Source organism: Pseudomonas sp. IB20 (assembly GCF_009707325.1).
Taxonomy (GTDB): Bacteria; Pseudomonadota; Gammaproteobacteria; order Pseudomonadales; family Pseudomonadaceae; genus Aquipseudomonas.
Genome location: NZ_CP046103.1, coordinates 3,778,503 through 3,805,440 on the forward strand (window position 1 = coordinate 3,778,503; position 26,938 = coordinate 3,805,440).

Annotated in this window: 26 protein-coding genes and 3 pseudogenes; 18 read left to right on the forward strand and 11 right to left on the reverse strand. The window is 60.1% G+C overall.

The window, feature by feature from the left end; genetic code table 11:
• Positions 1 to 52: 52 nt before the first annotated feature.
• The 5 genes from prpF to GJU48_RS17535 form a co-directional block, all read right to left on the reverse strand.
• A complete protein-coding gene (prpF, locus tag GJU48_RS17515) occupies positions 53 to 1,243 on the reverse strand; it encodes a 2-methylaconitate cis-trans isomerase PrpF (protein WP_094950303.1) in 1,191 nt (396 codons plus the stop codon).
• Positions 1,244 to 1,253: 10 nt separating this feature from the next.
• Complete coding sequence (acnD, locus tag GJU48_RS17520) at positions 1,254 to 3,848, reverse strand: Fe/S-dependent 2-methylisocitrate dehydratase AcnD (protein ID WP_094950304.1); 2,595 nt, start codon at positions 3,846 to 3,848, stop codon at positions 1,254 to 1,256.
• Positions 3,849 to 4,031: 183 nt separating this feature from the next.
• Positions 4,032 to 5,159, reverse strand: coding sequence for a bifunctional 2-methylcitrate synthase/citrate synthase (prpC, locus tag GJU48_RS17525; protein ID WP_094950305.1), 1,128 nt, complete (start codon positions 5,157 to 5,159; stop codon positions 4,032 to 4,034).
• A gap of 41 nt (positions 5,160 to 5,200) precedes the next feature.
• Positions 5,201 to 6,094: a methylisocitrate lyase gene (gene prpB / locus GJU48_RS17530; protein ID WP_021491517.1), complete on the reverse strand. Its 894-nt coding sequence runs from the start codon at positions 6,092 to 6,094 to the stop codon at positions 5,201 to 5,203.
• Positions 6,091 to 6,813, reverse strand: a complete 723-nt coding sequence (locus GJU48_RS17535) for a GntR family transcriptional regulator (RefSeq protein WP_064453641.1) — start codon at positions 6,811 to 6,813, stop codon at positions 6,091 to 6,093. Before GJU48_RS17535 ends, prpB begins: the two co-directional genes overlap by 4 nt.
• 271 nt (positions 6,814 to 7,084) lie before the next feature.
• Between GJU48_RS17535 and rloA the strand changes: the two genes are divergently transcribed.
• The 6 genes and pseudogenes from rloA (at position 7,085) to GJU48_RS17565 (ending at position 12,457) form a co-directional block, all read left to right on the forward strand.
• The gene (rloA, locus tag GJU48_RS17540) at positions 7,085 to 7,621 is read left to right on the forward strand and encodes a retropepsin-like aspartic peptidase RloA (protein WP_094950306.1); all 537 of its coding nucleotides are present in this window, start codon (positions 7,085 to 7,087) and stop codon (positions 7,619 to 7,621) included.
• Between the two features lie 5 nt (positions 7,622 to 7,626).
• A complete protein-coding gene (gene rloB, locus GJU48_RS17545; protein ID WP_094950307.1) occupies positions 7,627 to 9,159 on the forward strand; it encodes an osmotic stress tolerance membrane protein RloB in 1,533 nt (510 codons plus the stop codon).
• A pseudogene (locus GJU48_RS17550) lies at positions 9,159 to 10,133 on the forward strand (alpha-L-glutamate ligase-like protein); the annotation flags it as partial. The gene rloB and the pseudogene GJU48_RS17550, both read left to right, overlap by 1 nt.
• Positions 10,134 to 10,228: 95 nt before the next feature.
• Entirely contained in the window at positions 10,229 to 11,572 is a 1,344-nt protein-coding gene (pabB, locus tag GJU48_RS17555; protein ID WP_094950309.1) for an aminodeoxychorismate synthase component I, read from the forward strand.
• A gap of 226 nt (positions 11,573 to 11,798) precedes the next feature.
• On the forward strand, positions 11,799 to 12,101 hold the full coding sequence (locus GJU48_RS17560; RefSeq protein WP_094950310.1) for a type II toxin-antitoxin system HigB family toxin: 303 nt from the start codon (positions 11,799 to 11,801) through the stop codon (positions 12,099 to 12,101).
• On the forward strand, positions 12,101 to 12,457 hold the full coding sequence (locus tag GJU48_RS17565) for a helix-turn-helix domain-containing protein (protein WP_094950311.1): 357 nt from the start codon (positions 12,101 to 12,103) through the stop codon (positions 12,455 to 12,457). The genes GJU48_RS17560 and GJU48_RS17565 overlap by 1 nt, the downstream gene beginning before the upstream one ends.
• Positions 12,458 to 12,576: 119 nt before the next feature.
• On the opposite strand, the gene thrH is transcribed toward GJU48_RS17565, so the two are convergent.
• Positions 12,577 to 13,194, reverse strand: coding sequence for a bifunctional phosphoserine phosphatase/homoserine phosphotransferase ThrH (gene thrH / locus GJU48_RS17570; protein WP_094950312.1), 618 nt, complete (start codon positions 13,192 to 13,194; stop codon positions 12,577 to 12,579).
• Between the two features lie 151 nt (positions 13,195 to 13,345).
• Between thrH and GJU48_RS17575 the strand changes: the two genes are divergently transcribed.
• From GJU48_RS17575 to GJU48_RS17585, 3 genes are all read left to right on the forward strand, one after another.
• On the forward strand, positions 13,346 to 14,080 hold the full coding sequence (locus GJU48_RS17575; RefSeq protein ID WP_003214958.1) for a phosphoadenylyl-sulfate reductase: 735 nt from the start codon (positions 13,346 to 13,348) through the stop codon (positions 14,078 to 14,080).
• 466 nt (positions 14,081 to 14,546) lie between these two features.
• Entirely contained in the window at positions 14,547 to 16,076 is a 1,530-nt protein-coding gene (locus GJU48_RS17580; RefSeq protein ID WP_094950313.1) for an NCS1 family nucleobase:cation symporter-1, read from the forward strand.
• Positions 16,077 to 16,089: 13 nt separating this feature from the next.
• Positions 16,090 to 16,818 (forward strand): aspartate/glutamate racemase family protein, encoded by a 729-nt coding sequence (locus GJU48_RS17585; protein WP_094950314.1) that lies wholly within the window; start codon positions 16,090 to 16,092, stop codon positions 16,816 to 16,818.
• A gap of 47 nt (positions 16,819 to 16,865) precedes the next feature.
• Here GJU48_RS17585 and GJU48_RS17590 read toward each other — a convergent pair whose 3' ends face one another.
• On the reverse strand, positions 16,866 to 17,789 hold the full coding sequence (locus tag GJU48_RS17590) for a LysR family transcriptional regulator (protein WP_094950315.1): 924 nt from the start codon (positions 17,787 to 17,789) through the stop codon (positions 16,866 to 16,868).
• A 106-nt stretch (positions 17,790 to 17,895) separates the two neighbouring features.
• Between GJU48_RS17590 and GJU48_RS17595 the strand changes: the two genes are divergently transcribed.
• Entirely contained in the window at positions 17,896 to 18,642 is a 747-nt protein-coding gene (locus GJU48_RS17595) for a 3-oxoacyl-ACP reductase family protein (protein WP_094950316.1), read from the forward strand.
• 75 nt (positions 18,643 to 18,717) lie between these two features.
• Here GJU48_RS17595 and GJU48_RS17600 read toward each other — a convergent pair whose 3' ends face one another.
• The gene (locus GJU48_RS17600) at positions 18,718 to 19,407 is read right to left on the reverse strand and encodes an HAD-IA family hydrolase (RefSeq protein ID WP_094950317.1); all 690 of its coding nucleotides are present in this window, start codon (positions 19,405 to 19,407) and stop codon (positions 18,718 to 18,720) included.
• 238 nt (positions 19,408 to 19,645) lie between these two features.
• Between GJU48_RS17600 and GJU48_RS17605 the strand changes: the two are divergent.
• Positions 19,646 to 19,741 (forward strand): annotated as a pseudogene (locus GJU48_RS17605) (helix-turn-helix domain-containing protein); the annotation flags it as partial.
• A gap of 105 nt (positions 19,742 to 19,846) precedes the next feature.
• On the forward strand, positions 19,847 to 20,203 hold the full coding sequence (locus tag GJU48_RS17610) for a DUF2784 domain-containing protein (protein ID WP_094950319.1): 357 nt from the start codon (positions 19,847 to 19,849) through the stop codon (positions 20,201 to 20,203).
• On the opposite strand, the gene GJU48_RS17615 is transcribed toward GJU48_RS17610, so the two are convergent.
• The gene (locus GJU48_RS17615) at positions 20,190 to 21,158 is read right to left on the reverse strand and encodes an NAD(P)H-binding protein (protein ID WP_094950320.1); all 969 of its coding nucleotides are present in this window, start codon (positions 21,156 to 21,158) and stop codon (positions 20,190 to 20,192) included. The two genes, GJU48_RS17610 and GJU48_RS17615, sit on opposite strands and share 14 nt — an antisense overlap.
• Before the next feature lie 92 nt (positions 21,159 to 21,250).
• Here GJU48_RS17615 and GJU48_RS17620 point away from each other — a divergent pair, with 92 nt between their 5' ends.
• The 5 genes from GJU48_RS17620 to GJU48_RS17640 all read left to right on the forward strand — a co-directional run bounded on the left by GJU48_RS17620 (position 21,251) and on the right by GJU48_RS17640 (position 24,990).
• Positions 21,251 to 22,135 (forward strand): LysR family transcriptional regulator, encoded by an 885-nt coding sequence (locus GJU48_RS17620; protein WP_094950321.1) that lies wholly within the window; start codon positions 21,251 to 21,253, stop codon positions 22,133 to 22,135.
• Positions 22,136 to 22,189: 54 nt separating this feature from the next.
• Complete coding sequence (locus GJU48_RS17625) at positions 22,190 to 22,768, forward strand: DUF4337 domain-containing protein (RefSeq protein WP_094950322.1); 579 nt, start codon at positions 22,190 to 22,192, stop codon at positions 22,766 to 22,768.
• A 322-nt stretch (positions 22,769 to 23,090) separates the two neighbouring features.
• Positions 23,091 to 23,444 (forward strand): gamma-glutamylcyclotransferase family protein, encoded by a 354-nt coding sequence (locus GJU48_RS17630; RefSeq protein ID WP_094950323.1) that lies wholly within the window; start codon positions 23,091 to 23,093, stop codon positions 23,442 to 23,444.
• A gap of 101 nt (positions 23,445 to 23,545) precedes the next feature.
• On the forward strand, positions 23,546 to 23,881 hold the full coding sequence (locus GJU48_RS17635; protein ID WP_094950324.1) for a hypothetical protein: 336 nt from the start codon (positions 23,546 to 23,548) through the stop codon (positions 23,879 to 23,881).
• A gap of 68 nt (positions 23,882 to 23,949) precedes the next feature.
• A complete protein-coding gene (locus GJU48_RS17640; protein ID WP_094950325.1) occupies positions 23,950 to 24,990 on the forward strand; it encodes a DMT family transporter in 1,041 nt (346 codons plus the stop codon).
• Positions 24,991 to 25,023: 33 nt separating this feature from the next.
• Here GJU48_RS17640 and GJU48_RS17645 read toward each other — a convergent pair whose 3' ends face one another.
• Together GJU48_RS17645 and GJU48_RS17650 are read right to left on the reverse strand one after the other, a co-directional pair.
• The gene (locus GJU48_RS17645; protein WP_155296057.1) at positions 25,024 to 25,413 is read right to left on the reverse strand and encodes a hypothetical protein; all 390 of its coding nucleotides are present in this window, start codon (positions 25,411 to 25,413) and stop codon (positions 25,024 to 25,026) included.
• The gene (locus tag GJU48_RS17650) at positions 25,414 to 26,388 is read right to left on the reverse strand and encodes a hypothetical protein (protein ID WP_094950327.1); all 975 of its coding nucleotides are present in this window, start codon (positions 26,386 to 26,388) and stop codon (positions 25,414 to 25,416) included. It lies immediately after the preceding gene.
• Between the two features lie 344 nt (positions 26,389 to 26,732).
• On the opposite strand from GJU48_RS17650, the pseudogene GJU48_RS25365 reads away from it, so the two are divergent.
• Positions 26,733 to 26,894, forward strand: a pseudogene (locus GJU48_RS25365) (short-chain dehydrogenase); the annotation flags it as partial.
• Between the last annotated feature and the right edge of the window lie 44 nt (positions 26,895 to 26,938).

A 26,938-nucleotide genomic window follows, 5' to 3' on the forward strand; every position in this document is an offset into this window, starting at 1 on the left:
GTCCACCGCATTCGCGGGCAAGCCCGCTCCCACATGGGGTCGGTGCAAGCTGTTAGAAGGCGTCGCCTGGGACGCGGACGAAGCCTTCCATAAGGACTCGCGCGCTGCGGCTCATGATGGCTTTTTTAACGACCCATTCACCGTTCACTTGAGTCGCTTCAGCACCGACACGCAAGGTGCCCGACGGATGCCCGAAGCGCACCGCATTGCGCTCAACACCACCGGCGGCGAGGTTCACCAAGGTGCCGGATATCGCCGCCGCTGTGCCAATCGCCACCGCCGCCGTGCCCATCATGGCGTGGTGCAACTTGCCCATGGACAGCGCGCGCACCAGCAAATCCACATCACCGGCCTTGATCGCCTTGCCACTGGACGCCACGTAATCGGCAGGTTTGGCCACAAACGCGACCTTCGGCGTGTGCTGACGCTGGGCGGCTTCGTCGAGGTGCTTGATCAGGCCCATGCGCAATGCGCCATAGGCCCGCACAGTCTCGAACATCGCCAGGGCTTTGGGGTCGCTGTTGATTGCGCCTTGCAGCTCGGTGCCGGTGTAGCCGAGGTCTTCAGCGTTGATGAAAATCGTCGGAATGCCGGCGTTGATCAGCGTCGCCTTGAAGGTGCCGACACCGGGCACTTCAAGGTCATCGACCAGGTTGCCAGTGGGAAACATCGAGCCACCGCCGCCCTCTTCTTCCGCCGCCGGGTCCATGAACTCCAGCTGCACTTCGGCGGCGGGAAAGGTCACGCCGTCGAGTTCGAAGTCGCCGGTTTCCTGCACCGTGCCGTCGGTGATCGGCACGTGAGCAATGATGGTCTTGCCGATATTCGCCTGCCAGACCCGCACCACGGCCACGCCGTTGCGGGGCACTCGGGCCGGGTCGACCAGGCCGGCGCTGATGGCGAACGACCCCACCGCTGCCGACAGGTTGCCGCAGTTGCCGCTCCAGTCGACAAAAGGCTTGTCGATCGAGACCTGGCCAAACAGGTAGTCCACGTCATGATCGGCGCGGGTGCTCTTGGCCAGGATCACGGTTTTGCTGGTGCTCGAAGTGGCGCCGCCCATGCCGTCGATTTGCTTGTCGTAGGGGTCGGGGCTGCCAATCACCCGCAACAGCAAGGCATCGCGCGCGGCACCCGGCACCTGCGCGGCAGCGGGCAGGTCCTTGAGGCTGAAAAACACGCCCTTGCTGGTGCCGCCACGCATGTAGGTGGCGGGGATCTTAATTTGCGCTGCATGTGCCATGGTTAACCTCTCAGGCGGTCGCCGCCGATTCCAGGAAGTCCTGGGCAAAACGTTGCAACACGCCGCCCGCCTCGTAGATCGACACTTCTTCGGCGGTGTCCAGGCGGCACGTCACCGGCACCTCGACACGTTCGCCATTCTTGCGGTTGATCACCAAGGTCAGCTGCGCATGCGGGGTGCGTTGGCCGACCACGTCATAGGTTTCGCTGCCATCGATGTTCAGTGTGTGACGGTCGGTACCCGGCAGGAACTCCAGCGGCAACACGCCCATGCCCACCAGGTTGGTGCGGTGAATACGCTCAAAACCTTCGGCGGCAATCGCCTCCACACCGGCCAGGCGTACGCCCTTGGCCGCCCAGTCGCGGGACGAACCCTGGCCGTAGTCGGCGCCGGCAATGATGATCAGCGGCTGCTTGCGCTCCATGTAGGTTTCGATGGCTTCCCACATGCGCGTGACCTGGCCTTCCGGCTCGATACGCGCCAGGGAACCCTGCTTGACCTTGCCGTTTTCCTGGACCATTTCGTTGAACAGTTTCGGGTTGGCAAAGGTCGCGCGCTGCGCGGTCAAGTGGTCGCCACGGTGGGTCGCATAGGAGTTAAAGTCGACCTCCGGCAGGCCCATTTTCGCCAGGTATTCACCGGCAGCGCTGCCCGGCATGATCGCGTTGGACGGCGACAGGTGGTCGGTGGTGATGTTGTCCGGCAGCACCGCCAGCGGGCGCATGCCCTTGAGCGGGCGCGCACCGGCCAACGCGCCTTCCCAGTACGGCGGGCGGCGGATGTAGGTGCTTTGCGGGCGCCAGTCGTACAGTGGCGCGACTTTGGGGCCGGTGTCTTCGTGGATCGCGAACATCGGGATGTAGACCGCGCGGAACTGCTCCGGCTTGACCGAGGCCTTGACCACCGCGTCGATCTCTTCGTCGCTCGGCCAGATATCTTGCAGGCGGATTTCCTTGCCGTTGGCGTCGAGGCCAAGCACGTCTTTTTCGATGTCGAAACGGATGGTGCCGGCAATCGCGTAGGCCACCACCAATGGCGGCGAAGCGAGGAACGCTTGCTTGGCGTACGGGTGAATGCGTCCGTCGAAGTTGCGGTTACCCGACAACACGGCGGTGGCGTACAGGTCGCGGTCGATGATTTCTTGTTGGATCACCGGGTCGAGTGCGCCGGACATGCCGTTGCAGGTGGTGCAGGCGAATGCCACGACACCAAAACCCAGCTGCTCCAACTCGTGGGTCAAGCCCGCTTCGTCGAGGTACATCGCCACGGTTTTCGAACCCGGTGCCAGCGAGGATTTGACCCACGGCTTGCGCGTCAGCCCAAGCTTGTTGGCGTTACGCGCCAGCAGGCCGGCAGCGATCACGTTGCGCGGGTTACTGGTGTTGGTGCAGCTGGTGATGGCGGCAATGATCACCGCGCCGTCGGGCATTTGCCCCGGCACTTCGTCCCACTGGCCGCTGATGCCCTTGGCCGCCAGGTCGCTGGTGGCGACGCGGGCGTGCGGGTTGCTCGGCCCCGCCATGTTGCGCACGACGCTGGACAGGTCGAAGGTCAGGCCACGCTCGTACTGCGCGCCCTTGAGGTCATCCGCCCACAGGCCGGTGTGACGCGCGTATTGCTCCACCAGGGTGACTTGTTCGTCTTCGCGGCCAGTGAGTTTCAGGTAGGCGATAGTCTGCGGGTCGATGTAGAACATCGCCGCCGTGGCGCCGTATTCCGGGGCCATGTTGGAGATGGTCGCGCGGTCGCCCAGGGTCAGTTTGGAGGCGCCTTCGCCGAAGAACTCCAGCCACGCGCCGACCACTTTTTGTTTACGCAGGAACTCGGTCAGCGCCAGCACCATGTCGGTGGCGGTGATGCCGGGCAACAGCTTGCCGGTGAGCTCCACGCCGATGATTTCCGGCAGGCGCATCCACGAGGCACGGCCGAGCATCACGCTCTCAGCTTCGAGGCCGCCGACGCCGATGGCGATCACGCCCAGGGCGTCTACGTGCGGCGTGTGGCTGTCGGTGCCGACGCAAGTATCAGGGAAGGCCACGCCATCGCGCACCTGGATCACCGGGGACATTTTCTCCAGGTTGATCTGGTGCATGATGCCGTTGCCCGGTGGGATCACGTCGACGTTCTTGAAGGCCTTTTTGGTCCACTCGATAAAGTGGAAACGGTCTTCGTTGCGACGGTCTTCGATGGCGCGGTTTTTCTCGAACGCGTCGGGGTCAAAACCACCGGCTTCGACGGCCAGGGAGTGGTCGACGATCAGTTGGGTCGGCACCACCGGGTTGACCTGGGCCGGGTCACCGCCTTGCAGGGCGATGGCATCACGCAGGCCGGCGAGGTCGACCAATGCGGTCTGGCCGAGGATGTCGTGGCACACCACGCGCGCCGGAAACCATGGGAAGTCGAGGTCGCGCTTGCGGTCGATCAGTTGGCTCAGGGACGCATTGAGCGTGGCCGGGTCGCAGCGGCGCACCAGGTTCTCCGCGAGTACGCGTGAGGTGTAAGGCAAGGTGGCGTAGGCGCCTGGGGTGATTGCATCGACAGCCGCACGGGCGTCGAAGAAATCCAGGCGGCTGCCGGGGAGCGATTTGCGAAATTCAGTGTTCATCGTCAGGACTCGGTCACGGTAGGTTCACAGGGTGGACTGTCGACACTGGCCTGGCTTTCTGTGGGAGCTGGCTTGCCTGCGATGGCATCACTGCGGTGTGACAGGTACACCTGGGTGATTCGATCGCAGGCAAGCCAGCTCCCACAGAACAGCACATTTGCCAAAGTGCTCAGCTCATCCCATTCAGCGACGTTCGATTGGCACGAACTTGCGCTGCTCTACGCCGATGTACTCGGCGCTTGGACGGATGATGCGGTTGTTGGCGCGCTGTTCGAACACATGCGCGGCCCAGCCAGTGAGGCGCGAACACACGAAGATCGGTGTGAACAGCTTGGTCGGGATGCCCATGAAGTGGTACGCCGAGGCATGGTAGAAGTCAGCGTTGGGGAACAGTTTCTTCTGCTCCCACAGGGTCTTGTCGATGGCTTCCGAGACCGGGAACAGCACCGTGTCGCCCACTTCGTCAGCGAGCTTTTTCGACCAGCCCTTGATCACTTCATTACGCGGGTCGTTGTCTTTGTAGATCGCATGGCCGAAGCCCATGATCTTGTCTTTGCGCGCCAGCATGCCGAGGGTGCCTTCGACGGCTTCTTCAGCCGAGCCGAAACGCTCGATCATTTCCATCGCCGCCTCGTTGGCGCCGCCGTGCAGCGGGCCGCGCAGCGAGCCGATGGCGGCGGTGACGCAGGAATACAGGTCGGACAGGGTCGAGGCACACACGCGAGCGGTAAAGGTCGATGCGTTGAATTCGTGCTCGGCATAGAGAATCAGCGACACGTTCATGACCTTCTCGTGCAGCTCGCTCGGCTTCTTGCCATGCAGCAGGTGCAGGAAGTGGCCGCCGATGCTCGGCTCGTCGGTCACGCAGTCGATGCGCTGGCCGTCGTGGCTGAAGCGGTACCAGTAGCACATGATCGCCGGGAAGGCGGCGAGCAGGCGGTCGGTGACATCACGTTGCACGCTGAAGTCTTTCTCGGGCTCGATATTGCCCAAGAACGAACAACCGGTGCGCATTACGTCCATCGGGTGGGCGTCGGCAGGGATGCGTTCCAGCACTTCTTTCAGCGCCTGGGGCAGGTCGCGCAGTTTGCTCAGCTTGTTGCTGTAGGCGGCCAGTTCGGCTTTGGTCGGCAGCTCGCCGTAGAGCAGCAGGTAGGCGACTTCTTCAAATTGCGCATCGGCGGCGAGTTCGCGCACATCATAACCACGATAGGTCAGGCCGGCACCGGCCTGGCCCACGGTCGACAGTGCGGTCTGCCCGGCCACCTGGCCACGCAGGCCGGCACCACTCAATACTTTTGCTTCAGCCATGGTTCTTCTCCAATTTTGTAGTTATTCAGGGAAGCCGTTCTTTACTTTTTCGCGGCGAACAGCGCGTCGAGCTTCTGCTCGAAGGTGTGGTAGTCGATGCGATCGTAAAGCTCCATGCGGGTTTGCATGGTGTCGATCACGTTCTGCTGGGTGCCGTCGCGACGGATCGCGGTGTAGACGTTCTCGGCGGCCTTGTTCATGGCGCGAAAGGCCGAGAGCGGGTACAGCACGATGGAAACATCGGCAGATTTCAACTGTTCGGTGGTGTACAGCGGGGTCGCGCCGAATTCGGTGATGTTGGCCAGGATCGGCGCCTTCACGCGGGAGGCGAAGAGTTTGTACATCTCCAGCTCAGTGATGGCTTCCGGAAAGACCATGTCGGCGCCGGCTTCGATGCAGGCGGCGGCGCGTTCCAGGGCGGACTCCAGGCCTTCGACGGCGAGGGCGTCGGTGCGAGCCATGATCACGAAGCTGTCATCGGTGCGCGCATCCACGGCGGCCTTGATGCGGTCGACCATTTCCTGCTGGGACACGATTTCTTTGTTCGGGCGATGACCGCAGCGCTTGGCGCCGACCTGGTCTTCGATATGAATGGCGGCGGCGCCGAACTTGATCATCGACTTGACCGTGCGCGCCACGTTGAAGGCCGAGGAGCCGAAGCCGGTGTCCACGTCCACCAGCAGCGGCAGGTCGCACACGTCGGTGATGCGGCGCACGTCGGTGAGTACGTCATCCAGGCCGGTAATCCCCAAGTCCGGCACGCCGAGGGAACCCGCGGCTACACCGCCACCCGACAGATAAATCGCCTTGAAACCGGCGCGTTTGGCCAGCAGCGCGTGGTTGGCGTTGATCGCGCCCACCACTTGCAATGGATGTTCGCTGGCGACTGCATCACGGAAACGCTGGCCTGGAGTGGTTTTATTGTTGGAACTCATGACTCACCTCGCTGAGTGGCTGTCTGGGGGGCACCGTCCGGGAAGTGACGGGCGATATTGCGTTTGGAGGCGCCGATATGGCGGCGCATCAACAGTTCGGCCAGTTCACCGTCGCGATCGGCGATCGCGTCAAGAATGCGGTGATGCTCGGCAAAGGCCTGGCGTGGACGATTAGGGGTGGCGGAGAACTGGATGCGGTACATGCGCACCAATTGGTACAGCTCACCGCAAAGCATTTGGGTCAGGGTGCGATTACCGGCGCCTTGAATTATCCGGTAATGAAAATCGAAGTCGCCTTCCTGCTGGTAGTAGCCCAGGCCGGCTTGGAACGCTTCGTCACGTTCGTGGGTGTGCAACACCTGGCGCAGCTCTTCGATTTCCGCGTCGGTCATGCGCTCGGCGGCCAAACGGCAGGCCATGCCTTCCAGGGATTCGCGGATTTCATAGAGCTCGATCAGCTCGGCGTGGCTCAAGGACACCACTCGCGCGCCAACGTGAGGCACGCGCACCAGCAGGCGCTGGCCTTCCAGGCGGTGGATCGCTTCGCGCAACGGCCCGCGGCTGATGCCGTAGGTGCGCGCCAACTCCGGCTCGGAAATCTTGCTGCCGGGGGCGATCTCGCCCTTGACGATCGCGGCCTGGATACGCCGGAAGACGTTCTCGGACATGGTCTGGGAATCGTCTTGCGCCACCACTGGGGTTTCCAGCTGATCCAGCATATTGTCGACACCTTTAAAAGCAATGTGGCAAAAACTAGCCAATCAGCCCCTATTAGTCAAAGAATAAATACACATTGTCGACAATCGTCTAATAACCCCGTCTGCACCTCATCGGGGCATGGCCGCCTGCCAGCGCTGGCGCCAAAAAAGCATCATGTTAGAATGCCCGCCGCTTTTGCCTGACATCACTTGATGAAACGGCGCACGAGGGAGTTTGCGCAGCAATGCCAGTCGCCTTGAATAAACATCGCACTGCACCGCCTCAGGATCTATGAGACTCAAGCCCTTCCTTCTAGTGTTTTGCCTAGTGTGCCTACCGAGCCTTGGCGTTGCCGCCGAGAAGACCGTGTATGGCCTGAATGAATACGCGAAACTGGCGGGCATTGACCTGGAAGTCGCGGCCAAACTCGACACCGGCGCCAAGACCGCCTCGCTGAGCGCCCGCGATATCAAGCGTTTCAAGCGCAACGGTGAATCCTGGGTACGCTTCTACCTGGCCATCGACACCGCCCATTCCCACCCCATCGAACGCCCCCTGGCCCGCGTCAGCAAGATCAAGCGCCGCGCCGGTGACTATGACCCCGATGAGGACAAGAACTACACCGCCCGCCCAGTGATCGCCCTGGACATCTGCATGGGCACTGCTTTACGCAGCATCGAAGTGAACTTGACTGACCGCAGCGCATTCCAATACCCGCTGCTGATCGGCTCCGAAGCCTTGAAACGCTTTGATGCGCTGGTCGACCCCAGTCTTAAATACGCAGCGGGCAAACCTGCCTGCGCCGCTGACGCTCATACCGCCGAGTAAACCGAATGCGCTCTCTGACCCTGCACCTGAAAATCCTGATCACCATCCTGGTGGTGTTGGGTATTTCGGTCACCGCCTACCAGATTTTCGTGCTGGGGATTCCCGTCACCGAGGACGCCACCGACGACCTGTGGAACATCGACGCCAAAGTCGAGTTCGTCGCCAACCCCAAAGACCCGGTGAAGGTCTCGATGTTCGTGCCGCCCCTGAGCCGCGACTTCGTCAGCCTCAACGAGAGTTTCATCTCCAATAACTACGGCGTGAGCGTCAACCGCACCGACGGCAACCGCAAGGTCACCTGGTCGGCCCGCCGCGCCAAGGGCAACCAGACGCTGTATTACCGCCTGGTGCTGACCAAGCGTTACAGCGGCGAAAAGGTCAAAGTCAAAGGCCCGACCTTCCGCGACAGCATCGCCGTGGAAGGCCCGGAAAAGATCGCCGCCGAAGCCCTGCTGGCGCCGATCCGCCAGCACTCGGCTGACGTCGAGACGTTTATTACCGAAGCGATCAAGCGCACCAACAACCTCAACGACGACAATGTGAAACTGCTGCTGGCGGGCGACCCGTCGACGCCACACAAAGCCAAAATCGTCGAGTTGCTGCTGTCCATCGCCCACGTGCCGGTGGAAAAAGTCCACACCATCCGCCTCGTCGCCGACCAGCCGCAAACCCCAGAACTGTGGCTGCGCAGCTTCAACGGCAATGACTGGCTGTACTTCAACCCGGAAACCGGTGAGCAAGGCCTGCCCGCCGACCGCCTGCTATGGTGGACCGGCGATGAAAACCTGATCACGGTCGATGGCGGCAAGAAAGCCATGGTGACGTTCAGCCTGAACAACAGCGAAATGAACGCCATTCGTCTGGCCAAGCTGACCGACGAAAATACCGACGCCAATTTCCTCGAATACTCGCTGTACGGCCTGCCGCTGCAAACCCAGCAGACCTTCATGATCATGGTGATGATCCCGATTGGCGTGCTGGTGATCCTGATTCTGCGCAACCTGATCGGCCTGCAGACCCTCGGCACCTTTACCCCAGTGCTGATCGCCCTGGCGTTCCGAGAGACGCAGTTGGGCTTCGGGATTGTGCTGTTCACCATTATTACGGCGTTGGGGCTGTCCCTCAGGTCATACCTGGAACACTTGAAGCTGCAGATGCTGCCCAGGCTTTCGGTGGTGCTGACCTTCGTGGTGGTGCTGATTGCCGCCATCAGCCTGTTCAGCCACAAGCTGGGCCTGGAGCGTGGGCTGTCGGTGGCACTGTTCCCAATGGTGATTTTGACCATGACCATCGAACGCCTGTCGATCACTTGGGAAGAACGCGGCGCCAACCATGCGCTGAAAGTGGCGATTGGTACGCTGTTCGCCGCGTCGCTGGCGCACATCATCATGAGCGTGCCGGAACTGATCTACTTTGTGTTCACCTTCCCGGCGATCCTGTTGATCCTGGTGGGTTTCATGCTGGCCATGGGGCGTTATCGCGGCTACCGCCTGACCGAGTTGGTGCGTTTCAAGGCCTTCCTCAAGGCTGACTCGTAATGTTCGGCTTCTGGAAGACCTGGAAGGCTCTCGAAGCGCGGGGGATCATGGGCATCAACCGGCGTAACGCCGACTACGTGCTCAAGTACAACAAGCGCAGCCTGTATCCGATTGTGGATGACAAGATCATCACCAAGGAACGTGCCATGGCGGCCGGCATCCATGTACCGGAGATGTACGGGATCATTTCCACCGAGAAGGAAATCGACAAGCTCGACGAGATCATCGGTGGGCGCAGCGACTTCGTGATCAAGCCGGCCCAAGGCGCCGGCGGCGATGGCATCCTGGTGGTGGCCGACCGTTTTGAAGGGCGCTATCGCACGGTGTCCGGCAAGATCATCAGCCATGAAGAAATCGAACATCAGATCTCCAGCATCCTCACCGGCCTGTATTCTTTGGGCGGCCACCGCGATCGTGCGCTGATCGAATACCGCGTGGTGCCCGACCAGATCTTCAAGAGCATCAGCTACGAAGGCGTGCCGGACATCCGCATCATTGTGCTGATGGGCTACCCGGTGATGGCCATGCTGCGCTTGCCGACGCGCCAGTCCGGCGGCAAGGCCAACCTGCACCAGGGCGCGATTGGCGTGGGTGTCGACCTGGCCACCGGCCTGACGTTGCGCGGCACCTGGCTGAACAACATCATCACCAAACACCCCGACACCACCAACGCCGTGGATGGCGTGCAACTGCCCAACTGGGACGGTTTCATGAAGCTGGCGGCCAGTTGCTATGAACTGTGCGGGCTGGGTTATATCGGCGTAGACATGGTGCTGGACCAGGAAAAAGGCCCGCTGATCCTCGAACTGAATGCGCGGCCGGGGCTGAATATCCAGATTGCCAACGACTGCGGCCTGACGTTGCGTACCCATGCGGTGGAAGCGCGGTTGGAAGAATTGAAGGCTGCGGGCGTGACAGAAACGCCGGAAGAACGGGTTAAATTCGTGCAGGCGATGTTTGGAACCCCACGACAGGCCCTCAATCTGCCTATCGTCGACATCCCCTCTAGGACCAAGGCCTACGGGGGACTACAATCGCCTCCCTCGCGCCAACGGCTGATCCACCCCGCATGTCGACCTGTTCCGTACACCCGCTGCCCTACCGGGCCAACCCCGCCGAGTATTTTACGGCGATTCGCCACGCCCCCGGCGCGGTGCTGCTCGACAGCGGCCGCCCGACTGCCGAGCGCGGTCGTTATGACCTGCTCAGCGCCTGGCCGGTGGAAACGCTAACGGTTCGGTCTGACGAAAACGGCAGTGATTTCCTGCAACGCCTACGCGAAAACCTCACGCAGTTGGGTGAAGCGGGTTTACCTGCTGGTTATGAGTTGCCGTTCGCTGGCGGCTTGATCGGTTACCTGAGCTACGACTTCGGCCGCCACCTGGAACACATGCCGCACTTGGCGGTGGATGACCTGCACCTGCCGGATGCACGCTTTGGGCTGTATGCCTGGGCGCTGATCAGCGATCACCAGGCGCAAACCAGCCAGTTGGTGTTTCACCCCTCGCTTGCTGACAGCGAGCGACAACGCCTGATTGCGCTGTTCAACGCTGAAGCTGCCAACCTCCCGGCGAGTTTCAAACTGAACGGCCCCATGGCCCCAGACCTGACCGCCGAAGCTTACCGGCAAGCCATCGTGCGCATTCAGGATTACATCCAGGCCGGCGACTGCTACCAGGTCAACTTTGCCCAGCGCTTTCGTGCGCCGTGCGTCGGCGATCCGTGGGCGGCTTACTGCGCCTTGCGTGAGGCCTGCCCTACGCCGTTTTCCGGGTTCCAGAGCCTGCCGGACGACGGTGCAGTGCTGAGCCTGTCGCCGGAGCGCTTTGTACACATCAGCCAGCGCCGCGTCGAAACCCGCCCCATCAAAGGCACCCGCCCGCGCGGTTTGACGCCCGAAGAAGACGCAGCCAACGCCGCCGAACTGCTGGCCAGCCCCAAAGACCGCGCCGAGAACCTGATGATCGTCGACCTGCTGCGCAACGACCTCGGCCGCACCTGCCGCACCGGCTCGGTAAAAGTGCCGGAGTTGTTCAGCCTGGAAAGCTACCCCAACGTGCACCACTTGGTGAGCAGCGTCACCGGCACCTTGGCCGACGACAAAGACGCCCTCGACCTGATCGCCGGCAGCTTCCCCGGCGGCTCCATCACTGGCGCGCCGAAGATCCGTGCCATGCAGATCATCGACGAGCTGGAGCCGACTCGACGCGGCTTGTACTGCGGCTCGTTGGTGTACCTGGACGTGCGCGGCGAGATGGACAGCTCCATCGCGATTCGCAGCCTGCTGGTCAAGGATGGCCAGGTGTGCTGCTGGGGCGGCGGCGGGATCGTGGCGGATTCGCAGTGGGAGGCGGAGTATCAGGAATCGCTGACGAAGGTGCGGGTGTTGTTACAAACTTTGGAAGGCTTGTAGCACCCAGCCCTTCCTGACTTTCAGACGCAGAACCGAGCAGCCGAAAAAACCTGAATCAGAAGGGTCGTGGACGACGCGTGGGCTGCAGGATAGCGTCCAGCCCCTACCGCCCCCCGCCGTTTGTGAAGGATCACATGAAGCGACTGCCTACTCGTCAGAAATTATTTCCGCGATTGCATATCCACCCAACCGCACCTATGATCTCCCAAAATGGGAGATTAAAGCGATGCGCATAATCGCTCTCTCTACCTTACGAATATTCTGGGAAAGCCACCCAGCTTATGGCGATGCCAAAACGCCGATGGTCGAGCTGTATCGTCATATGGAGAAAACCACTTACCAAACACCACAAGCCCTCAAGGCAGAGCTCAGAACCGCGAGTATTCTCAAAGGTGGCAGGGTGGTGTTCAACGTGGGTGGCAACAAGTATCGAGTGGTCATGGCGATCGATTATCAGCGACAGCTGGGGTTCATACGTTTTGCGGGAACCCATGTGCAATACGACCAGATCAACGCGGAGACCGTGTGATGAACATCAAACCTATTCATACCCAGGAAGACCTGACTGCGGCGCTCGCACGCGTCGAGCAGCTATGGGGCGCGCAAATCGGCTCGCCTGAGGGTGACGAGCTGGAAATACTCGCAGTCCTGATTGAGAAGTACGAGGCCGAGCACTATCCAATGCCGGCTTCGGACCCGGTGGAAGCGATTAAATTTCGCATGGAGCAATTGGGTATGACCGCCCGTGACCTTGAGCCCTTTATAGGTACAAGCGGGCGAGTGTCCGAAGTGCTGAATCACAAGCGCAAGTTGAGCTTGGCGATGATCAAGCGCCTGCATGAAGGTTTAAGTATTCCTTATGATCGGTTGCTGGCAGGGGTTTAGGCGGCGCCTGAGCTGGCCCCATCGCAGGCAAGCCAGCTCCCACATTTTGAACTGTGTGAACACGATCCCAAGGTGGGAGCTGGCTTGCCTGCGATAGGGCCATCAGTAGCACTGATGCTCTAAAGGCTCAACGCCCGATTCGACGCCTTGATGAACTCTTTCTTCAAGTCCTCAAACGTATGCACTGCCGGGAATTGTGGGAACTCGCGAATCACATTCTGCGGCGCATGGAACAAGATCCCACGGTCAGCTTCGCCGAGCATGGTGGTGTCGTTGTAGGAGTCGCCAGCGGCGATCACGCGGTAGTAGAGGGTCTTGAACGCCAGCACCGATTGGCGCTTCGGGTCTTTCTGGCGCAGTTGGTAGCTCACCACCCGATCGTTTTCATCGGTGATCAGGCGGTGACAGAGCAAGGTCGGAAAGCCCAGCTGGCGCATCAACGGTTGGGAGAACTCGTAGAAGGTGTCTGACAGGATCACCACCTGGAAGCGCTCGCGCAGCCAGTTGACGAACTCGATGGCGCCGTCCAGCGGCTTGAGGGTGGCGATCACTTCCTGAATGTCAGCGAGCTTCAGCCCGTGCTCGTCGAGGATGCGCAGACGCTGCTGCATCAGCACGTCGTAGTCGGGAATGTCGCGGGTGGTGGCCCGCAGGGATTCAATACCGGTTTTTTCGGCGAAGGCGATCCAGATTTCCGGAACCAGCACCCCTTCCAGGTCGAGACAGGCAATTTCCACAAGACACTCCCATTAGATGTTGTTAGTTGAGCGAGCAAAAGGACTGCCGAACTCTAGCGATTCAAGCTGGCCGCCGCAACGCAGGGCGGATTTTGATACCATCGCTCCCCTATAGAGCGCTCAGCGCCACTGACCTGTAGGAACCGTCCTGATGAACCAAGCCTTCGACGTCGCTGAACTCGCCGCGACTTATGCCAACAAATCCGCCCAGGACATTCTCAAGCTGGCGTTCAGCCAGTTCGGCGATGACCTGTGGATTTCCTTCAGCGGTGCCGAGGACGTGGTGCTGGTAGACATGGCTTGGAAGCTGAACAAGAACGTCAAGGTGTTCAGCCTCGACACGGGCCGCCTGCACCCGGAAACCTACCGGTTCATCGAGCAGGTGCGTGAGTTTTACAAGATCGACATCGAGCTGATTTCGCCGGACCAGAGCAAGCTGGAACCTTTCGTCAAGGAAAAGGGCCTGTTCAGTTTCTACAAGGACGGCCATGGCGAATGTTGTGGCGTGCGCAAGATCGAACCGCTGCGACGCAAACTGTCCGGCGTGAGCGCCTGGGCCACCGGCCAACGCCGTGACCAGAGCCCCGGCACCCGCAGCCAGGTGGCGGCATTGGAAATTGATACGGCGTTCTCCACGCCCGAGCGCACCCTGTACAAATTCAACCCGCTGGCGCAGATGACCAGCGAGGAAGTCTGGGGTTACATCCGCATGCTCGAGTTGCCGTACAACAGCTTGCATGAACGCGGGTTTATCAGCATCGGCTGCGAGCCCTGCACCCGCCCGGTATTGCCGAACCAGCACGAGCGTGAGGGCCGCTGGTGGTGGGAAGAAGCTACGCAGAAGGAATGCGGGTTGCACGCTGGGAATATCATCAGCAAGGCCTGAGATTGAGTGCAGTAAAAATGTGGGAGCGGGCTTGCCCGCGATGAGGGGGTGTCAGTCAATGAGGAGTTGGCTGATACACCGCTATCGCGGGCACCCGCTCCCACATTTGCTTTGTGGTGGATGTAAATCTTGTACACATCAATGTAACCATCGGTGCCATTTATGTGTGCAATCCATGTTCTTTCGCACCAAAACGTAACACCCATCCCCGCATGCTTTTTGCCTCTTGAATAGAGCGCTTTTCCAGCGAAAAATAAATACCTGTTCAAACGGTCAATTTATATCGCTTTTAATTCAGTCAGTTATTTGAACATCTAACAAAAAGGAAATTACTCACGGTTTTGATAGACCGAAAACTGGCACGCATGTGGCTTAAGGTGAAGCGCGTCTTGTATACAATAAATACAAAACATACATACACTTTGCCATCTGAGGCGCTGCCGAAGATGCGCCGGAGCCTGCCGGAATGCGTACACGCCTCTCGAATAACATCGCACTGGATCTGCCCTCCTCCGCCCTGAACCCCGAGCCGGCAAGCCCCGGCCCGCTGGTGCTCAGCCCGCGCCTGCACAACAAGGACCTGGCGCCCACCAAGACCGAAGGCCGACGTTGGGGGCGCTACAGCATCTTTGCGTTGTGGACCAACGACGTGCACAACATCGCCAACTATTCATTTGCCATCGGCCTGTATGCATTGGGGCTTGGCGGCTGGCAAATTCTGTTATCGCTGGGGATTGGCGCGGCGCTGGTGTACTTCTTCATGAACTTGTCGGGGTTTATGGGCCAGAAGACCGGGGTGCCATTCCCGGTGATCAGCCGCATCAGTTTCGGCATCCACGGCGCGCAGATTCCGGCGTTGATTCGCGCGGTGATTGCGATTGCCTGGTTTGGTATCCAGACCTACTTGGCCTCGGTGGTTTTTCGCGTGTTGTTGTCGGCGATTCATCCGGGGTTTGCCGAGTATGACCACAACTCGATCCTGGGTTTATCCACCTTGGGCTGGGCGTGTTTCGTGGCGATCTGGTTGGTGCAGTTGGCGATCCTGGCTTACGGCATGGAAATGGTGCGCCGTTATGAAGCGTTCGCCGGGCCGGTGATTCTAGTGACCGTCGCGTCGCTGGCCGGCTGGATGTACTTGCAGGTCGACGGCAACATTGCCTGGTCAATACGCGAGCCGCTGAGCGGCGGCGAGATGTGGCGCAATATCTTTGCCGGTGGCGCGTTGTGGCTGACCATCTACGGCACGCTGATCCTCAACTTTTGCGACTTCGCCCGCTCCTCGCCCTGCCGCAAGACCATCCTGGTCGGCAATTTCTGGGGCTTGCCGGTGAATATCCTGGTGTTTGCCGCAATTACCGTGCTGCTGTGCGGCGGGCAGTTCCAACTCAATGGCCGGGTCATCGAAAGCCCGACCGAAATCATCGCGGCCATCCCCAACACCTTCTTCCTGGTGCTGGGCTGCCTGGCGTTCCTGATCGTCACCGTGGCGGTGAACATCATGGCCAACTTCGTTGCCCCGGCGTTTGTGCTGAGCAACCTGGCGCCCAAGTACCTGAACTTCCGTCGCGCCGGGTTGATCAGCGCCACCTTGGCGGTGCTGATCCTGCCGTGGAACCTCTACAACAGCCCGCTGGTGATCGTGTATTTCCTCTCCGGCCTGGGCGCACTGCTGGGGCCGTTGTACGGGGTGATCATGGTCGATTACTGGCTGATCCGTAAAAATCAGGTGGACGTGCTGCAGTTGTATAGCGAAGACCCGAAGGGGGTTTATTACTACAGCCGCGGCGTCAATTTGCGCGCGGTAGCGGCGTTTGTGCCTGCGGCAGTGATCGCGATTCTGTTGGCGCTGCTGCCCGGCTTTGCCAGTGTGGCACCGTTTTCCTGGTTGTTTGGCGCCGGTATTGCAGGGCTGTTGTACCGGCTGATTGCCAAGCGCCAAGCGTTCTACGCCGATGTCAGCGGCGAAAGCATTGCAGTCGATAACGTCAGTCATTAATCAAGGACATTCCATGCGCATCCTCGTGGTCAACGTCAACACCACCGAATCCATCACCGAAACCATCGCCCAGCAGGCACGGGCCGTGGCCTCGCCGGGCACTGAGATCGTCGGGCTTACTCCGTACTTTGGCGCCGAGTCGGTGGAGGGCAATTTTGAAAGCTACCTGGCCGCTATCGCCGTGATGGATCGGGTGATGGCCTACGATCAGCCGTTTGATGCAGTGATCCAGGCCGGCTATGGCGAACATGGCCGTGAAGGTTTGCAGGAGTTATTGAGCGTGCCGGTGGTGGACATCACCGAAGCGGCGGCCAGCACAGCGATGTTTTTGGGCCATGCCTATTCGGTGGTGACCACGCTGGACCGCACCGTGCCGTTGATCGAAGACCGGCTGAAACTTGCGGGCCTGTATGAGCGCTGCGCCTCGGTGCGCGCCAGCGGCATGGCGGTGCTGGAGCTGGAAGAAGACCCGCTGGCGGCCATGGAAGCCATCGTGCGCCAGGCGCAATTGGCTATCCGTGAGGACAAGGCCGAGGTGATCTGCCTGGGCTGCGGCGGCATGGCCGGGCTGGATGAGCAGATTCGCCAGCGCACCGGCGTGCCGGTGGTGGATGGGGTGACGGCGGCGGTGACGATTGCTGAATCGCTGGTGCGGCTGGGGTTGTCGACGTCGAAGATCAGGACGTATGCGGCGCCGAGGCCAAAGAAGGTCATTGGTTGGCCCGGTATGTTCGGCAGGTAGACCGAGGCGTCTGCATCGCGGGCAAGCCCGGCTCCGGGGCGCCGTGATCAAATCGCGCTGAACCGTTGCCCCAGTTTCTGCTCGACAAACTGCTCGATGATGAACTCCACGAACGCGCGGGTCTTGCCGGGCAGCAGTTTGTGTTCGGCGTAGTAGAGAGAGATGCTGCCGTCGTCGACGTACCAGTCGGGCAACACCCGTACCAATGCGCCGCTGTCGAAGAACGGCATGGCCATCGGCATGCTCACCAGCGCGATACCCAGGCCTTGGGCGCTGGCGCAGCAGGCGGCTTCGGAATCGCTCATGGTCATGCGCGGCTTGAGCACCAGCGGGCGTTGTTCACGTTCCGGGCCGGTGAGCTGCCAGGTACGCACGCGGCCAGTTTGCGGAGAGCGGATCAGGATGCCCAGGCACCGCGATAAATCTTCGGGCGCGTGTACCGGCAGGCGTCGCGCCAAGTAATCCGGGGACGCCACCAAGACCCGATGCGCGGGGGACAGCTTGCGCGCCACCACGCCTTGGGGCAGTTCAAAACCACCGCCGATGGCGGCATCGAAGCCTTGGCCGATCAGGTCGACCTGGCGATTATCGAAATGCCAGTCGGGGCTGATATCCGGAAAGCGCCGCATGAACTCCGCCAGCAACGGCACCACATAACGATTGCCGAACACCGTGCCCATGCTGACCTTGAGCGTGCCCACCGGCCGCCCTTCGGCGCTGGCAAGGTTAGCTACGGCATTCTGAATGGTGGTGAGGCTGGCGCTGACTTCTTCGAGGAACAGCTTGCCGGCTTCGGTCAGGGTCAGGCGTCGGGTGCTGCGTTGGAACAGGCGCACACCCAGGCGCGCTTCCAGCTTGGCGACGCTTTTACCCACCGCCGCCGGGGTCAGGCTAAGGTGCCGGGCGGCTTCGGCAAAGCTGCCGCCTTCGGCGCTGCGCACGAAACATTCGATACTGCCAAAGCTTTCCATATCAGCTCATTCTAAACTTTTGGTTTACACAGACTATAGCAATCACGGTCTACCGGGTTGGGTGGGTGAAGTCGATACTCGACCCATCAACTACTTGGAGATCGACATGACCACACACAACCTCACTGGCAAAGTCGCCTTGATCCAAGGCGGTTCCCGCGGCATTGGCGCTGCCATCGTCAAGCGCCTCGCCGCGCAAGGCGCAGCCGTCGCCTTTACCTACGTCAGCTCGGCCGCAAAAGCCGAAGAGCTGCAGAACAGCGTGATCAGCGCCGGCGGCAAAGCCTTGGCGATCCAGGCCGACAGCGCGGATGCCACGGCGATCCGCAATGCGGTCAACGCCACCGTCGAAGCGTTTGGGCGCCTGGATATCCTGGTGAACAACGCCGGTGTGCTGGCCATCGCGCCACTGGAAGATTTCAAGCTGGAAGACTTCGACCAGACTCTGGCGATCAATGTGCGCAGTGTATTTATCGCCACTCAGGAAGCGGCCAAGCATATGGGTGAAGGTGGCCGAGTGATCAACATCGGCAGCACCAATGCCGAGCGCATGCCGTTTGGCGGGGGCGGGCCGTATGCGATGAGCAAGGCGGCGCTGGTGGGGTTGACCAAGGGCCTGGCACGGGACTTGGGGCCGCGCGGCATCACCATTAACAATGTGCAGCCTGGGCCGGTGGACACGGACATGAACCCGGCGAGCGGTGAGTTTGCCGAGACGTTGATCGGGTTGATGGCGGTGGGGCGTTATGGGCAGGTGGAGGAAATTGCGAGTTTTGTGGCTTATCTGGTGGGACCTGAGGCGGGGTATATCACTGGGGCCAGCTTGACCATTGATGGTGGCTTCAGCGCATAACCCAATGTGGGAGCTGGCTTGCCTGCGATAGCGTCCTCAAGAGCGCCATCGCAGGCAAGCCAGCTCCCACATTTGTCAGGCCATGGGTGGCAAGCCATACGCGGCCAGGTCGAAGTCTGCGAGTTTGCGGATGATCTGGTCGGCGTGGTGGTATTTGCTGTCGGCCATGGCTTCATCGGGCACGGCGATGGCGGTCATGTTGGCGGCTTTTGCGGCGGTGACACCGAACGGCGAATCTTCGAACACCAGGCAGTCTTCTGGCGCAACGCCCAGGCGGCGTGCGGCGGTCAGGAAGATGTCCGGCGCAGGCTTGGCGGCACCGACTTCCGGGTCGTCAGCGGTGACGATGGTACCGAACAGGCCAAACCATTCGCGGTGCAATGTGGTCTTGTGGCCAAACGAGTTGCGCGACGAACTGGTGCCCACCGCAATCGGAATGTTATGCGCCTTCAAGTGCCGCACCAGCGCTTCGGCGCCGGGCATGCCCAGGGCCTTGGGGAAACGCTCGCTCATCAGCGGTTCGCGGATTTCCAGAAACTCAGCCGGCGTAATCGGCAGGTCCAGCGCCTTGACCACGTAGTCGGCCAAGTCCTGGGCCCCACGCCCGATGATGTGCTGCTTGATGCCCCAGTCATAGGTGCGGCCGTAGCGTTCGGCGATGATCTGCGTGACTTCGGTGTAGATGCCTTCGGTATCCAGCAACAACCCGTCCATATCAAAAATCACGGCCTTGATTGGACCGACTGCGGTACGCGGTGCATTCATCACAACAGAACCTTGGGGAAGGACTAAAAGGTTTCAGCACAATAACGGCCCAGGTTACCTGCAAGCAACCTTTGCGGCTCGGTATTGATACCCACACTGATCAACTACGCCAAAGCAGCGGTGGGCAAACGCGCGCGACAAAGGCGAGCGCCGAAGACGTTTACGAAGTAAAGCTTACATGCAGCAACAGCTTCGATCAGTGGGCCTCGGGAGACCGGCTAACGTTGGGAAGCACCCGCTCGCCCAACAAGAGGCAGTGAACAAACCTCGCCGGGCAACGCGGGAAAAGATAGCCAAAGCGTTTGGCATCAACGCCACTCAACTGGAGCTATAGCGTTACTCAAGCCAATCGGCGCCCTCATTATCGCTGCCCACGCGTTAAAATCAGCGGGAACCACTTGGCGCCTGACGCCTGCCAACCTTAAAAGCGAACCCACACATGCTCTATCGCGTAGCCGCCGACAGCCTGGTGCTGTTTCACCTGTGTTTCATCCTGTTCGTGCTGTTCGGCGGATTGCTGGCGCTCAAATGGCGGCCGGTCATGTGGCTGCACGTGCCCGCTGCAGCCTGGGGTGTGGCCGTGGAAGTGTTCCACCTGCCCTGCCCGCTGACCCGCTGGGAAAACCTGCTGCGTCACCTCGCAGGGCAAGACGGTTATGGCGGCGGGTTTATCGAGCATTACATCCTCACGCTGATCTACCCGGCTGGGCTGACCCCGAACATTCAATTGGCACTTGGGGCGCTGGTGTTGCTGATCAACATCGCGGTGTATGTGCGCTTGATCAGGCGGGCGTAGGCAGGCAGCCCAGGTCGGCCAATGTAGCTTCTACCGCCTGATCCAGTGGTGTGTGGGGCTCACGGCCCAAGGTGTCCACCAGGCGCTGGTTATCCAGGCGCAACGGGGTTTGCCACAGGTAGCGCATTTCCTGCATCTCGTGGACGGTCACGACAAAGGGCGCTATCAATTTCATCAGCCACCACGGGAAACGACCTACGCGGGGCTGATGGCCAGACCTACGCAACACCACCCGCTGGATCGCCTGAACCATCTGCGCGCCATCCACGTCCTCATGCCCCGCCATATGAAAGCGCGCAAACGCCTCAAGGGTCGCCCGGCGCTCAATCAACTCGACCATCGTGCGCGCCACATCCGGCAGGTACGCCCATTGATGCAACACACCGGGCGCGCCTGGGTAGCTGATGGCGTGCACGGGTTTGCCGGGTTTGACCAAACCTTGGGCGAACCAGTTGTTGGCCACCCTGGCGCCAAAAAAGTCCCCCGCCCGCACGATCAACACCCGCGCGCCCTGCCGAGAAGCCTGCTCTAAACGCTGCTCCAGTTGCACACGGATCGCGCCCTTGCGGGTCTGAGGGTGTTGCGGCGAGCCCTCGTGCAACACAGGAAATGCATCCGGCCCGAAGTTGTAGACCGTGCCGGGCAACAGGATGGTTGCGCCTTCGGCGATGGCCGCCGCAATCGTGTTGTCGATCATCGGCATCACCAGTTCGGCCCAATTGCGATAGCCCGGCGGGTTGACGGCATGCACGATCACCTCACAGCCACGGGCGGCGGCGAGCACTTCCTGACGATTGAGCGCATCGCCCTTGAGCCAGGACAACGCCGCATTCTCACGGCGAGCCTTGTCCACATTCCGGGTCAGTGCACACACCTCCCAGCCTGCCGCGCTCAACTGCCGGGCCACTTCGCCGCCAATCCCGCCGGTTGCACCCAATACCAGAACCTTGCTCATGACCTTCTCCCACGTTGTTGGTGAGGCCATTTTGTGTGCGGCACTGCTATAGATAAATTACCGAAGAGCATCCAGCCGCTATACATTTATGCATGGCAACGAATATTGGTTGGGAGCTTTACCGGTCGTTCCTCGGCGTACTCAAGGAAGGATCGTTGTCGGGGGCCGCACGCCAGCTCGGCATCACACAGCCTACGGTCGGTCGGCATATTGCTGCGCTGGAAACGTCGCTGGGCGTGGTGCTGTTCACCCGTTCGCCGCAAGGCTTGCTGCCCACCGCCGTCGCCCACACTTTGCGCGCCCATGCCGAAACCATGGAGCGCACCGCCGCCGCCCTGGAACGCGCGGCTTCCGCCCAAGGCGATGAAGTGCGCGGTGTAGTGCGGGTCTCCGCCAGTGAAGTCGTCGGTGTGGAAGTGCTGCCGCCGATCATCACCGCACTGCGCCGCCAACACCCGCACCTGCGGGTTGAACTGATCCTGACCAACCGCCTGATCGACCTGCTGCAACTGGAAGCCGACATCGCCGTGCGCATGGTCCGGCCCAGCCAGGAGCAACTGCTGGCGCGGCGTGTCGGCTTGATTGAAGTGGGCCTGCATGCCCGCGATGATTACCTGCAACAGCATGGCATGCCGCTTCAGATGCAGGACCTGGTTAACCATTCGGTGATCGGCTTCGACCAGGAAAGCGCTTTCATCCGCAGCCTGGCCATCAAGGGCTTTGAACGCAGCGCCTTCGCCATCAGCAGCGACAGCGACCTGGCGCAACTGGCGCTGATCCGCGCCGGTGCCGGTATCGGCGGCTGCCAGGTGCAACTGGCTAAGCAGAACCCGCGCCTGCACCGGGTATTGCCGGACGGTTTTGCGTTCAAGATGGACACCTGGGTCACCATGCACGAAGACCTGCGCAACAGCCCGCGCTGCCGCGTGACCTTTGATGCGCTGGTGGCAGGTTTGCAGCGTTACGTACAGGCTTGAGACAGCTTCGCTGGTGAAGAATCAGACTCCCTCAGCCCCTTCATAGACGCCCCCATGTCCGAAGCCTTCGAAGTCCCCAGCCCCCACGAAAAACACATCGAACACACCACCGAACATGCGCACGGGCGCGGTGACAATTTCGCCAGTCGTATCGCCGTGATGACCGCCCTGATGGCCACCCTTGGCGCCATGCTCAGCTACCAGGCCGGCTCCACCGAAAGCGAAGCGGCGATGGACAAGAACAACGCCGCCATCAGCAAGACCGAAGCCGCCAACCAGTGGAATTACTACCAGGCCAAATCCAGCCGACAAAACCTGGCTGAACTGGCCACCCACATTCCCGGCGTGGATGCCGCGCATTACAAGGATGAGATCGAGCGTTACAAGGGCCAGAAGGAAGAAGTGCGCAAACAGGCCGAGAGGCTTGAGGCCACCTCCAAGGAGTGGGATCAGAAATCCGAGGAAGCCCTGCACCAGCACCACCGCTGGGCCCAGGCGATGACCGCGATTCAGATCGCGATTTCGTTGGCGGCGATTACGTTGCTCACGCGCAAGGAATGGCTCAAACGCATGTCCTACACCGCCGGCACCGTCGCAGTGGCCCTAGGCAGCCTAGCCTGGCTGCACCTCTAACTGACCGAACGCGGTCAAAAATGTGTGAGCAGGCCTGTTGTGGCGAGCGGGCTTGCCACAACAAGCCAGCTCCCACATGTGCTCTTCGGTGTTTTCAACGTTGGGCTCTGCCATCACATCGCTATATAGTAAAACGCCTAACGTCCAGCACAGACCGAACGCGGTCAAAAATGTGTGAGCAGGCCTGTTGTGGCGAGCGGGCTTGCCACAACAAGCCAGCTCCCACATGTGCTCTTCGGTGTTTTCAACGTTGGGCTCTGCCATCACATCGCTATATAGTAAAACGCCTAACGTCCAGCACAGCCCCTCTCAAGGAATACCCATGGAACACTCCACCCAATTCCCCGTGCTGTTATTTTCCTACGGCACCCTGCAGGACAAAGCCGTGCAACTCGCCAACTTCGGCCGCGAATTAGTCGGCCAGCACGACGCGATGCTCGGCTACTCGCAAAGCTGGGTAGAAATCACCGACCCCGAAGTGCTGGCCACCAGCGGCAAGACCCACCACCCGATTGTCGCGCCGACTGAGGAAAAAGCCGCCAGTGTTGAAGGCATGGTCTTTCAGATCAACGAGCAGGAACTGGCGGCGGCGGATGCGTATGAAGTGTCGGACTACAAGCGCGTGTCAGTGGCGTTGGCTTCGGGCCTGACGGCTTGGGTGTACGTGCAGGCTTGAAGATGAAACTTGCAGGTAATTTATTTCAATCTGCCAGTACGGCGATTAGAGTGGCGCCCCTTCGAGAATTGGATCTCGATTTTTGCCCATGGAGTTACCCAGTGAAGTACGTCAGTAAAGTGGTTGCAGCAGCTGTTCTCGGTTTCGCGCTCTCAGGCTGCACCGGCACCGCCATCAAATCCCCGCAGTACGACAGCAGCCAATACACCGTTTTGGGCCACAGTGAAGGCAGCGCCACCGGCGTTATGTTGCTCGGCATCATCCCGATCGGTCAGAACAGCCGCTTCGTGCGCGCCCAGGATGCGGCCATCAAGGCCAAAGGCGGCGACGCGCTGATCAACACCCAAGTGCAGGAAAAATGGTTCTGGGCCTGGGTACTGAATGGTTACACCACCAAGATCTCGGGTGATGTGATCAAGCTGAAAAACGCGCAGTAAGTAGGAAGTTGTCAGGGCGCTGACCCTGGCAAGCGACGTATCATGGGCCTGACTTCCGAGGACGGCCCATGAACCTCAGCATTGTTTACGCACTCGCCGCAGCCGCCCTTTTCGGCGCCAGCACCCCGCTCGCCAAAAGCCTCGGCCTGGGCCTCTCGCCCGTGTTGCTCGCTGGCCTGCTCTACCTCGGTAGCGGCATCGGCCTTGCCACTGTGCGCCTTATTCGTGATCGCGGCTGGAAACCCACCGGGCTGACGCAATCTGAATGGCCGTGGCTGATCGGCGCCATCGCGTTCGGCGGCATCCTCGGGCCGGTTGCATTGATGTTCGGCCTGACCCGCACCGCAGGCGCGACCGCCTCCCTGATGCTCAACCTTGAATCGGTGCTGACCGCCGTTATCGCCTGGCTGGTGTTCAGAGAAAACGCCGACCGGCGCATCATCCTTGGGATGATCTCGATAGTAGTGGGCGGCGTGGTGCTGTCATGGTCCGACGGCGGCGGCGTAAGCCAGGACTGGATCGGCCCGGTTGCCGTGGCAGTGGCCTGTTTGTGCTGGGGGATTGATAACAACCTGACGCGCAAAGTGTCTGCGTCGGACGCGCTGTTTATCGCTGGCGCCAAAGGGTTGATTGCCGGGGCGGTGAATTGCAGTTTGGCGCTGTACCTCGGGGCGCAGATGCCGGGCGCGGCGCAGCTCGCGCCTATCTTGCTGGTGGGGTTTTTGGGGTATGGCATCAGCCTGGTCATGTTTGTGCTGGCGCTGCGCGGGCTGGGCAGTGCGCGCACCGGGGCGTACTTCTCGACGGCGCCGTTCCTCGGCGCTGCGGTGGCCTTGCTGGCCTTCGGGGAGTCAGTGACGCTGGCGTTCTGGATTGCATCGGCGTTAATGGCCGTGGGCGTGTGGCTGCACCTGACGGAGCGGCATGCCCATGAGCATCTGCATGAGGCGACGGAACACGGGCACCGGCATGTGCATGATGAGCATCATCAGCATGAGCATGGGTTTGAGTGGGACCCGGCGCAGCCGCATAGTCATGTGCATGTTCATAGTGTGATGCGGCATAGCCATGCGCATTTTCCAGATGTGCATCATCGGCATAGGCATTGAGGGCGACAGAGCGTCGCCCGTATACAGGGCGGATTAGTTTTCTATAAAGAACCAGCTGATAGCCATACCTATGATTGATATAACCGCGACAACTGGCGCAATGACCATCCAAAACTTGAGGTGTCGTGGGATTTTTTCAACATCCTCAACCTGTACCAAATGCCGCCACTGAAGCACTTTCTGTACCAAATGCCGCCACTGAAGCACTTTGGGGATAAGAATAATGATAGCCATGGCGACTACACGTACGTGCCGCCCCTCAAAATGAGCATTACGAAAAGTGTGCCTGTGCCCGATTACATAGTCGCTGTGTTGCACGTAGCGCTCTGCTGCATCGAGTTTTTTGAACATGACGTAAAAGGTGAGCGGGATGCTAAGCAGCATGAGGATAAGGGAACACATGCCCAGATATAGCCAGACCATTTAATTCCTCACAGTTTTGTAGAGAAACTTGCCTGCGCTTTCCGCCAGTCCGCTTCCGAGCGCCCCCGCGGCGAACCCACCTGCTGCACCTCCTACGATTGCACATGCCAAGGCTCCAGCACCAGCTGTAGGTATGCCAAAAACAATCGCACAGGCGCTTATACCGATACCGGCCCCAACGCTCCCGCCAACGGCAGCACCGGTAACTCCGGCTACCAACTTACCCCCTTCAACATACTTCGCCTGCATACACGCTTGCTCACGCCCAGTGGAACACGCCTCCGATAACTCCAACGCCGTCGCCCCAACATCCAGCGCTATACCAATGTAAGTCCCCGTCTTCAACACCTGCGAAGCCTTGGCTAATCGCTTGACCCGCTCCTCATACCCCCGAATTTCTCCATGCTGCCAGTAGCTTTTACTGGAAATCCCCAGCATCTTTTTAATCGAACCTTGGTTTCTCAACCCCGTACCAAAGCGCGCCATCCCCGAGAGTTGGCTATCCAACCTCGCAAACAGCGCTCTACGCTTAACCAGAAACTCCTCCCGCGCCCGCGTGGTGCCCTTTCTCAAGTACTGCTGATGCAAATCCTCGATTTCCATAAGGGTCTTCTCCACTTGCGCCAAGTGCTTGCTCCAAGCACTGCTGGCACTGCCGATACCAACGGACGAATAGGACAAGATGGCCTGCAACTGATCATAGTTTTTGATCAGGAACTGGTCGGTTGCGGAGTATGCCAACAGGGCGAGTTTTATATTCAGCGCCGAACGCGTCAGCTGCGCCTCTTCAGCGGTGCAAGCGGCAGTTCGGCTATCCCCGATGATCACCAACTGCCCAGGCAACACCAGCGTGTTACGGATGTGCTGGTTGAGGGTGTCGAATTTGGTCTGTGTATGCGGATCAAGCGCCAGGCTTAGTTTGAGCAGCGGATAAGGCTGCGGTCGTTCATTGATAAATGCGTAGGGTCCCTGCATGCGTGCACCTCCAAGTGACTGAGGCGCACGACTATAAGAAGGCGCCATAGCGGAGGTAAGACGCGTACAGGGGTGGTTTTGACGTTTCAGAAAGAGACTACTTCAATCGAGGCGCATGCCTACGATTGCAGGTTCCGGCTGACCACCTCCCCCCCATCATTCAAGGGAATTGCGTGGATCTGAGCGAGATTGTTCAAATCTGTTACTCAAGTTATGGAGAATCTTGCACTACGTAGTGAAATAAGTAGTGATGTGGTTGTGCTCAGTGACTTGATTGCAGGTTCCGGCTGACCACCTCCCCCCCATCATTCAAGGGAATTGCGTGGATCTGAGCGAGATTGTTCAAATCTGTTACTCAAGTTATGGAGAATCTTGCACTACGTAGTGAAATAAGTAGTGATGTGGTTGTGCTCAGTGACTTTGCCCTGCTGTGTTCAATTCCCCTGCGAGACGGTTGCGACTTGCTGGATGTCATAGCGCGGCGGATGGATATGCCGCGCGCATGATCTAAGAACACCACGTTTTCAAACCAAAGAAATCACAAAACCCC

Bases quoted from the DNA above. Each gene is read 5' to 3' on its own strand.
- prpF (WP_094950303.1), bottom strand. From the start codon at position 1,243: ATGGCACATGCAGCGCAAATTAAGATCCCCGCCACCTACATGCGTGGC.
- acnD (WP_094950304.1), bottom strand. From the start codon at position 3,848: ATGAACACTGAATTTCGCAAATCGCTCCCCGGCAGCCGCCTGGATTTC.
- prpC (WP_094950305.1), bottom strand. From the start codon at position 5,159: ATGGCTGAAGCAAAAGTATTGAGTGGTGCCGGCCTGCGTGGCCAGGTG.
- prpB (WP_021491517.1), bottom strand. From the start codon at position 6,094: ATGAGTTCCAACAATAAAACCACTCCAGGCCAGCGTTTCCGTGATGCA.
- GJU48_RS17535 (WP_064453641.1), bottom strand. From the start codon at position 6,813: ATGCTGGATCAGCTGGAAACCCCAGTGGTGGCGCAAGACGATTCCCAG.
- rloA (WP_094950306.1), top strand. From the start codon at position 7,085: ATGAGACTCAAGCCCTTCCTTCTAGTGTTTTGCCTAGTGTGCCTACCG.
- rloB (WP_094950307.1), top strand. From the start codon at position 7,627: ATGCGCTCTCTGACCCTGCACCTGAAAATCCTGATCACCATCCTGGTG.
- pabB (WP_094950309.1), top strand. From the start codon at position 10,229: ATGTCGACCTGTTCCGTACACCCGCTGCCCTACCGGGCCAACCCCGCC.
- GJU48_RS17560 (WP_094950310.1), top strand. From the start codon at position 11,799: ATGCGCATAATCGCTCTCTCTACCTTACGAATATTCTGGGAAAGCCAC.
- GJU48_RS17565 (WP_094950311.1), top strand. From the start codon at position 12,101: ATGAACATCAAACCTATTCATACCCAGGAAGACCTGACTGCGGCGCTC.
- GJU48_RS17575 (WP_003214958.1), top strand. From the start codon at position 13,346: ATGAACCAAGCCTTCGACGTCGCTGAACTCGCCGCGACTTATGCCAAC.
- GJU48_RS17580 (WP_094950313.1), top strand. From the start codon at position 14,547: ATGCGTACACGCCTCTCGAATAACATCGCACTGGATCTGCCCTCCTCC.
- GJU48_RS17585 (WP_094950314.1), top strand. From the start codon at position 16,090: ATGCGCATCCTCGTGGTCAACGTCAACACCACCGAATCCATCACCGAA.
- GJU48_RS17590 (WP_094950315.1), bottom strand. From the start codon at position 17,789: ATGGAAAGCTTTGGCAGTATCGAATGTTTCGTGCGCAGCGCCGAAGGC.
- GJU48_RS17595 (WP_094950316.1), top strand. From the start codon at position 17,896: ATGACCACACACAACCTCACTGGCAAAGTCGCCTTGATCCAAGGCGGT.
- GJU48_RS17600 (WP_094950317.1), bottom strand. From the start codon at position 19,407: ATGAATGCACCGCGTACCGCAGTCGGTCCAATCAAGGCCGTGATTTTT.
- GJU48_RS17610 (WP_094950319.1), top strand. From the start codon at position 19,847: ATGCTCTATCGCGTAGCCGCCGACAGCCTGGTGCTGTTTCACCTGTGT.
- GJU48_RS17615 (WP_094950320.1), bottom strand. From the start codon at position 21,158: ATGAGCAAGGTTCTGGTATTGGGTGCAACCGGCGGGATTGGCGGCGAA.
- GJU48_RS17620 (WP_094950321.1), top strand. From the start codon at position 21,251: ATGGCAACGAATATTGGTTGGGAGCTTTACCGGTCGTTCCTCGGCGTA.
- GJU48_RS17625 (WP_094950322.1), top strand. From the start codon at position 22,190: ATGTCCGAAGCCTTCGAAGTCCCCAGCCCCCACGAAAAACACATCGAA.
- GJU48_RS17630 (WP_094950323.1), top strand. From the start codon at position 23,091: ATGGAACACTCCACCCAATTCCCCGTGCTGTTATTTTCCTACGGCACC.
- GJU48_RS17640 (WP_094950325.1), top strand. From the start codon at position 23,950: ATGAACCTCAGCATTGTTTACGCACTCGCCGCAGCCGCCCTTTTCGGC.
- GJU48_RS17645 (WP_155296057.1), bottom strand. From the start codon at position 25,413: ATGGTCTGGCTATATCTGGGCATGTGTTCCCTTATCCTCATGCTGCTT.
- GJU48_RS17650 (WP_094950327.1), bottom strand. From the start codon at position 26,388: ATGCAGGGACCCTACGCATTTATCAATGAACGACCGCAGCCTTATCCG.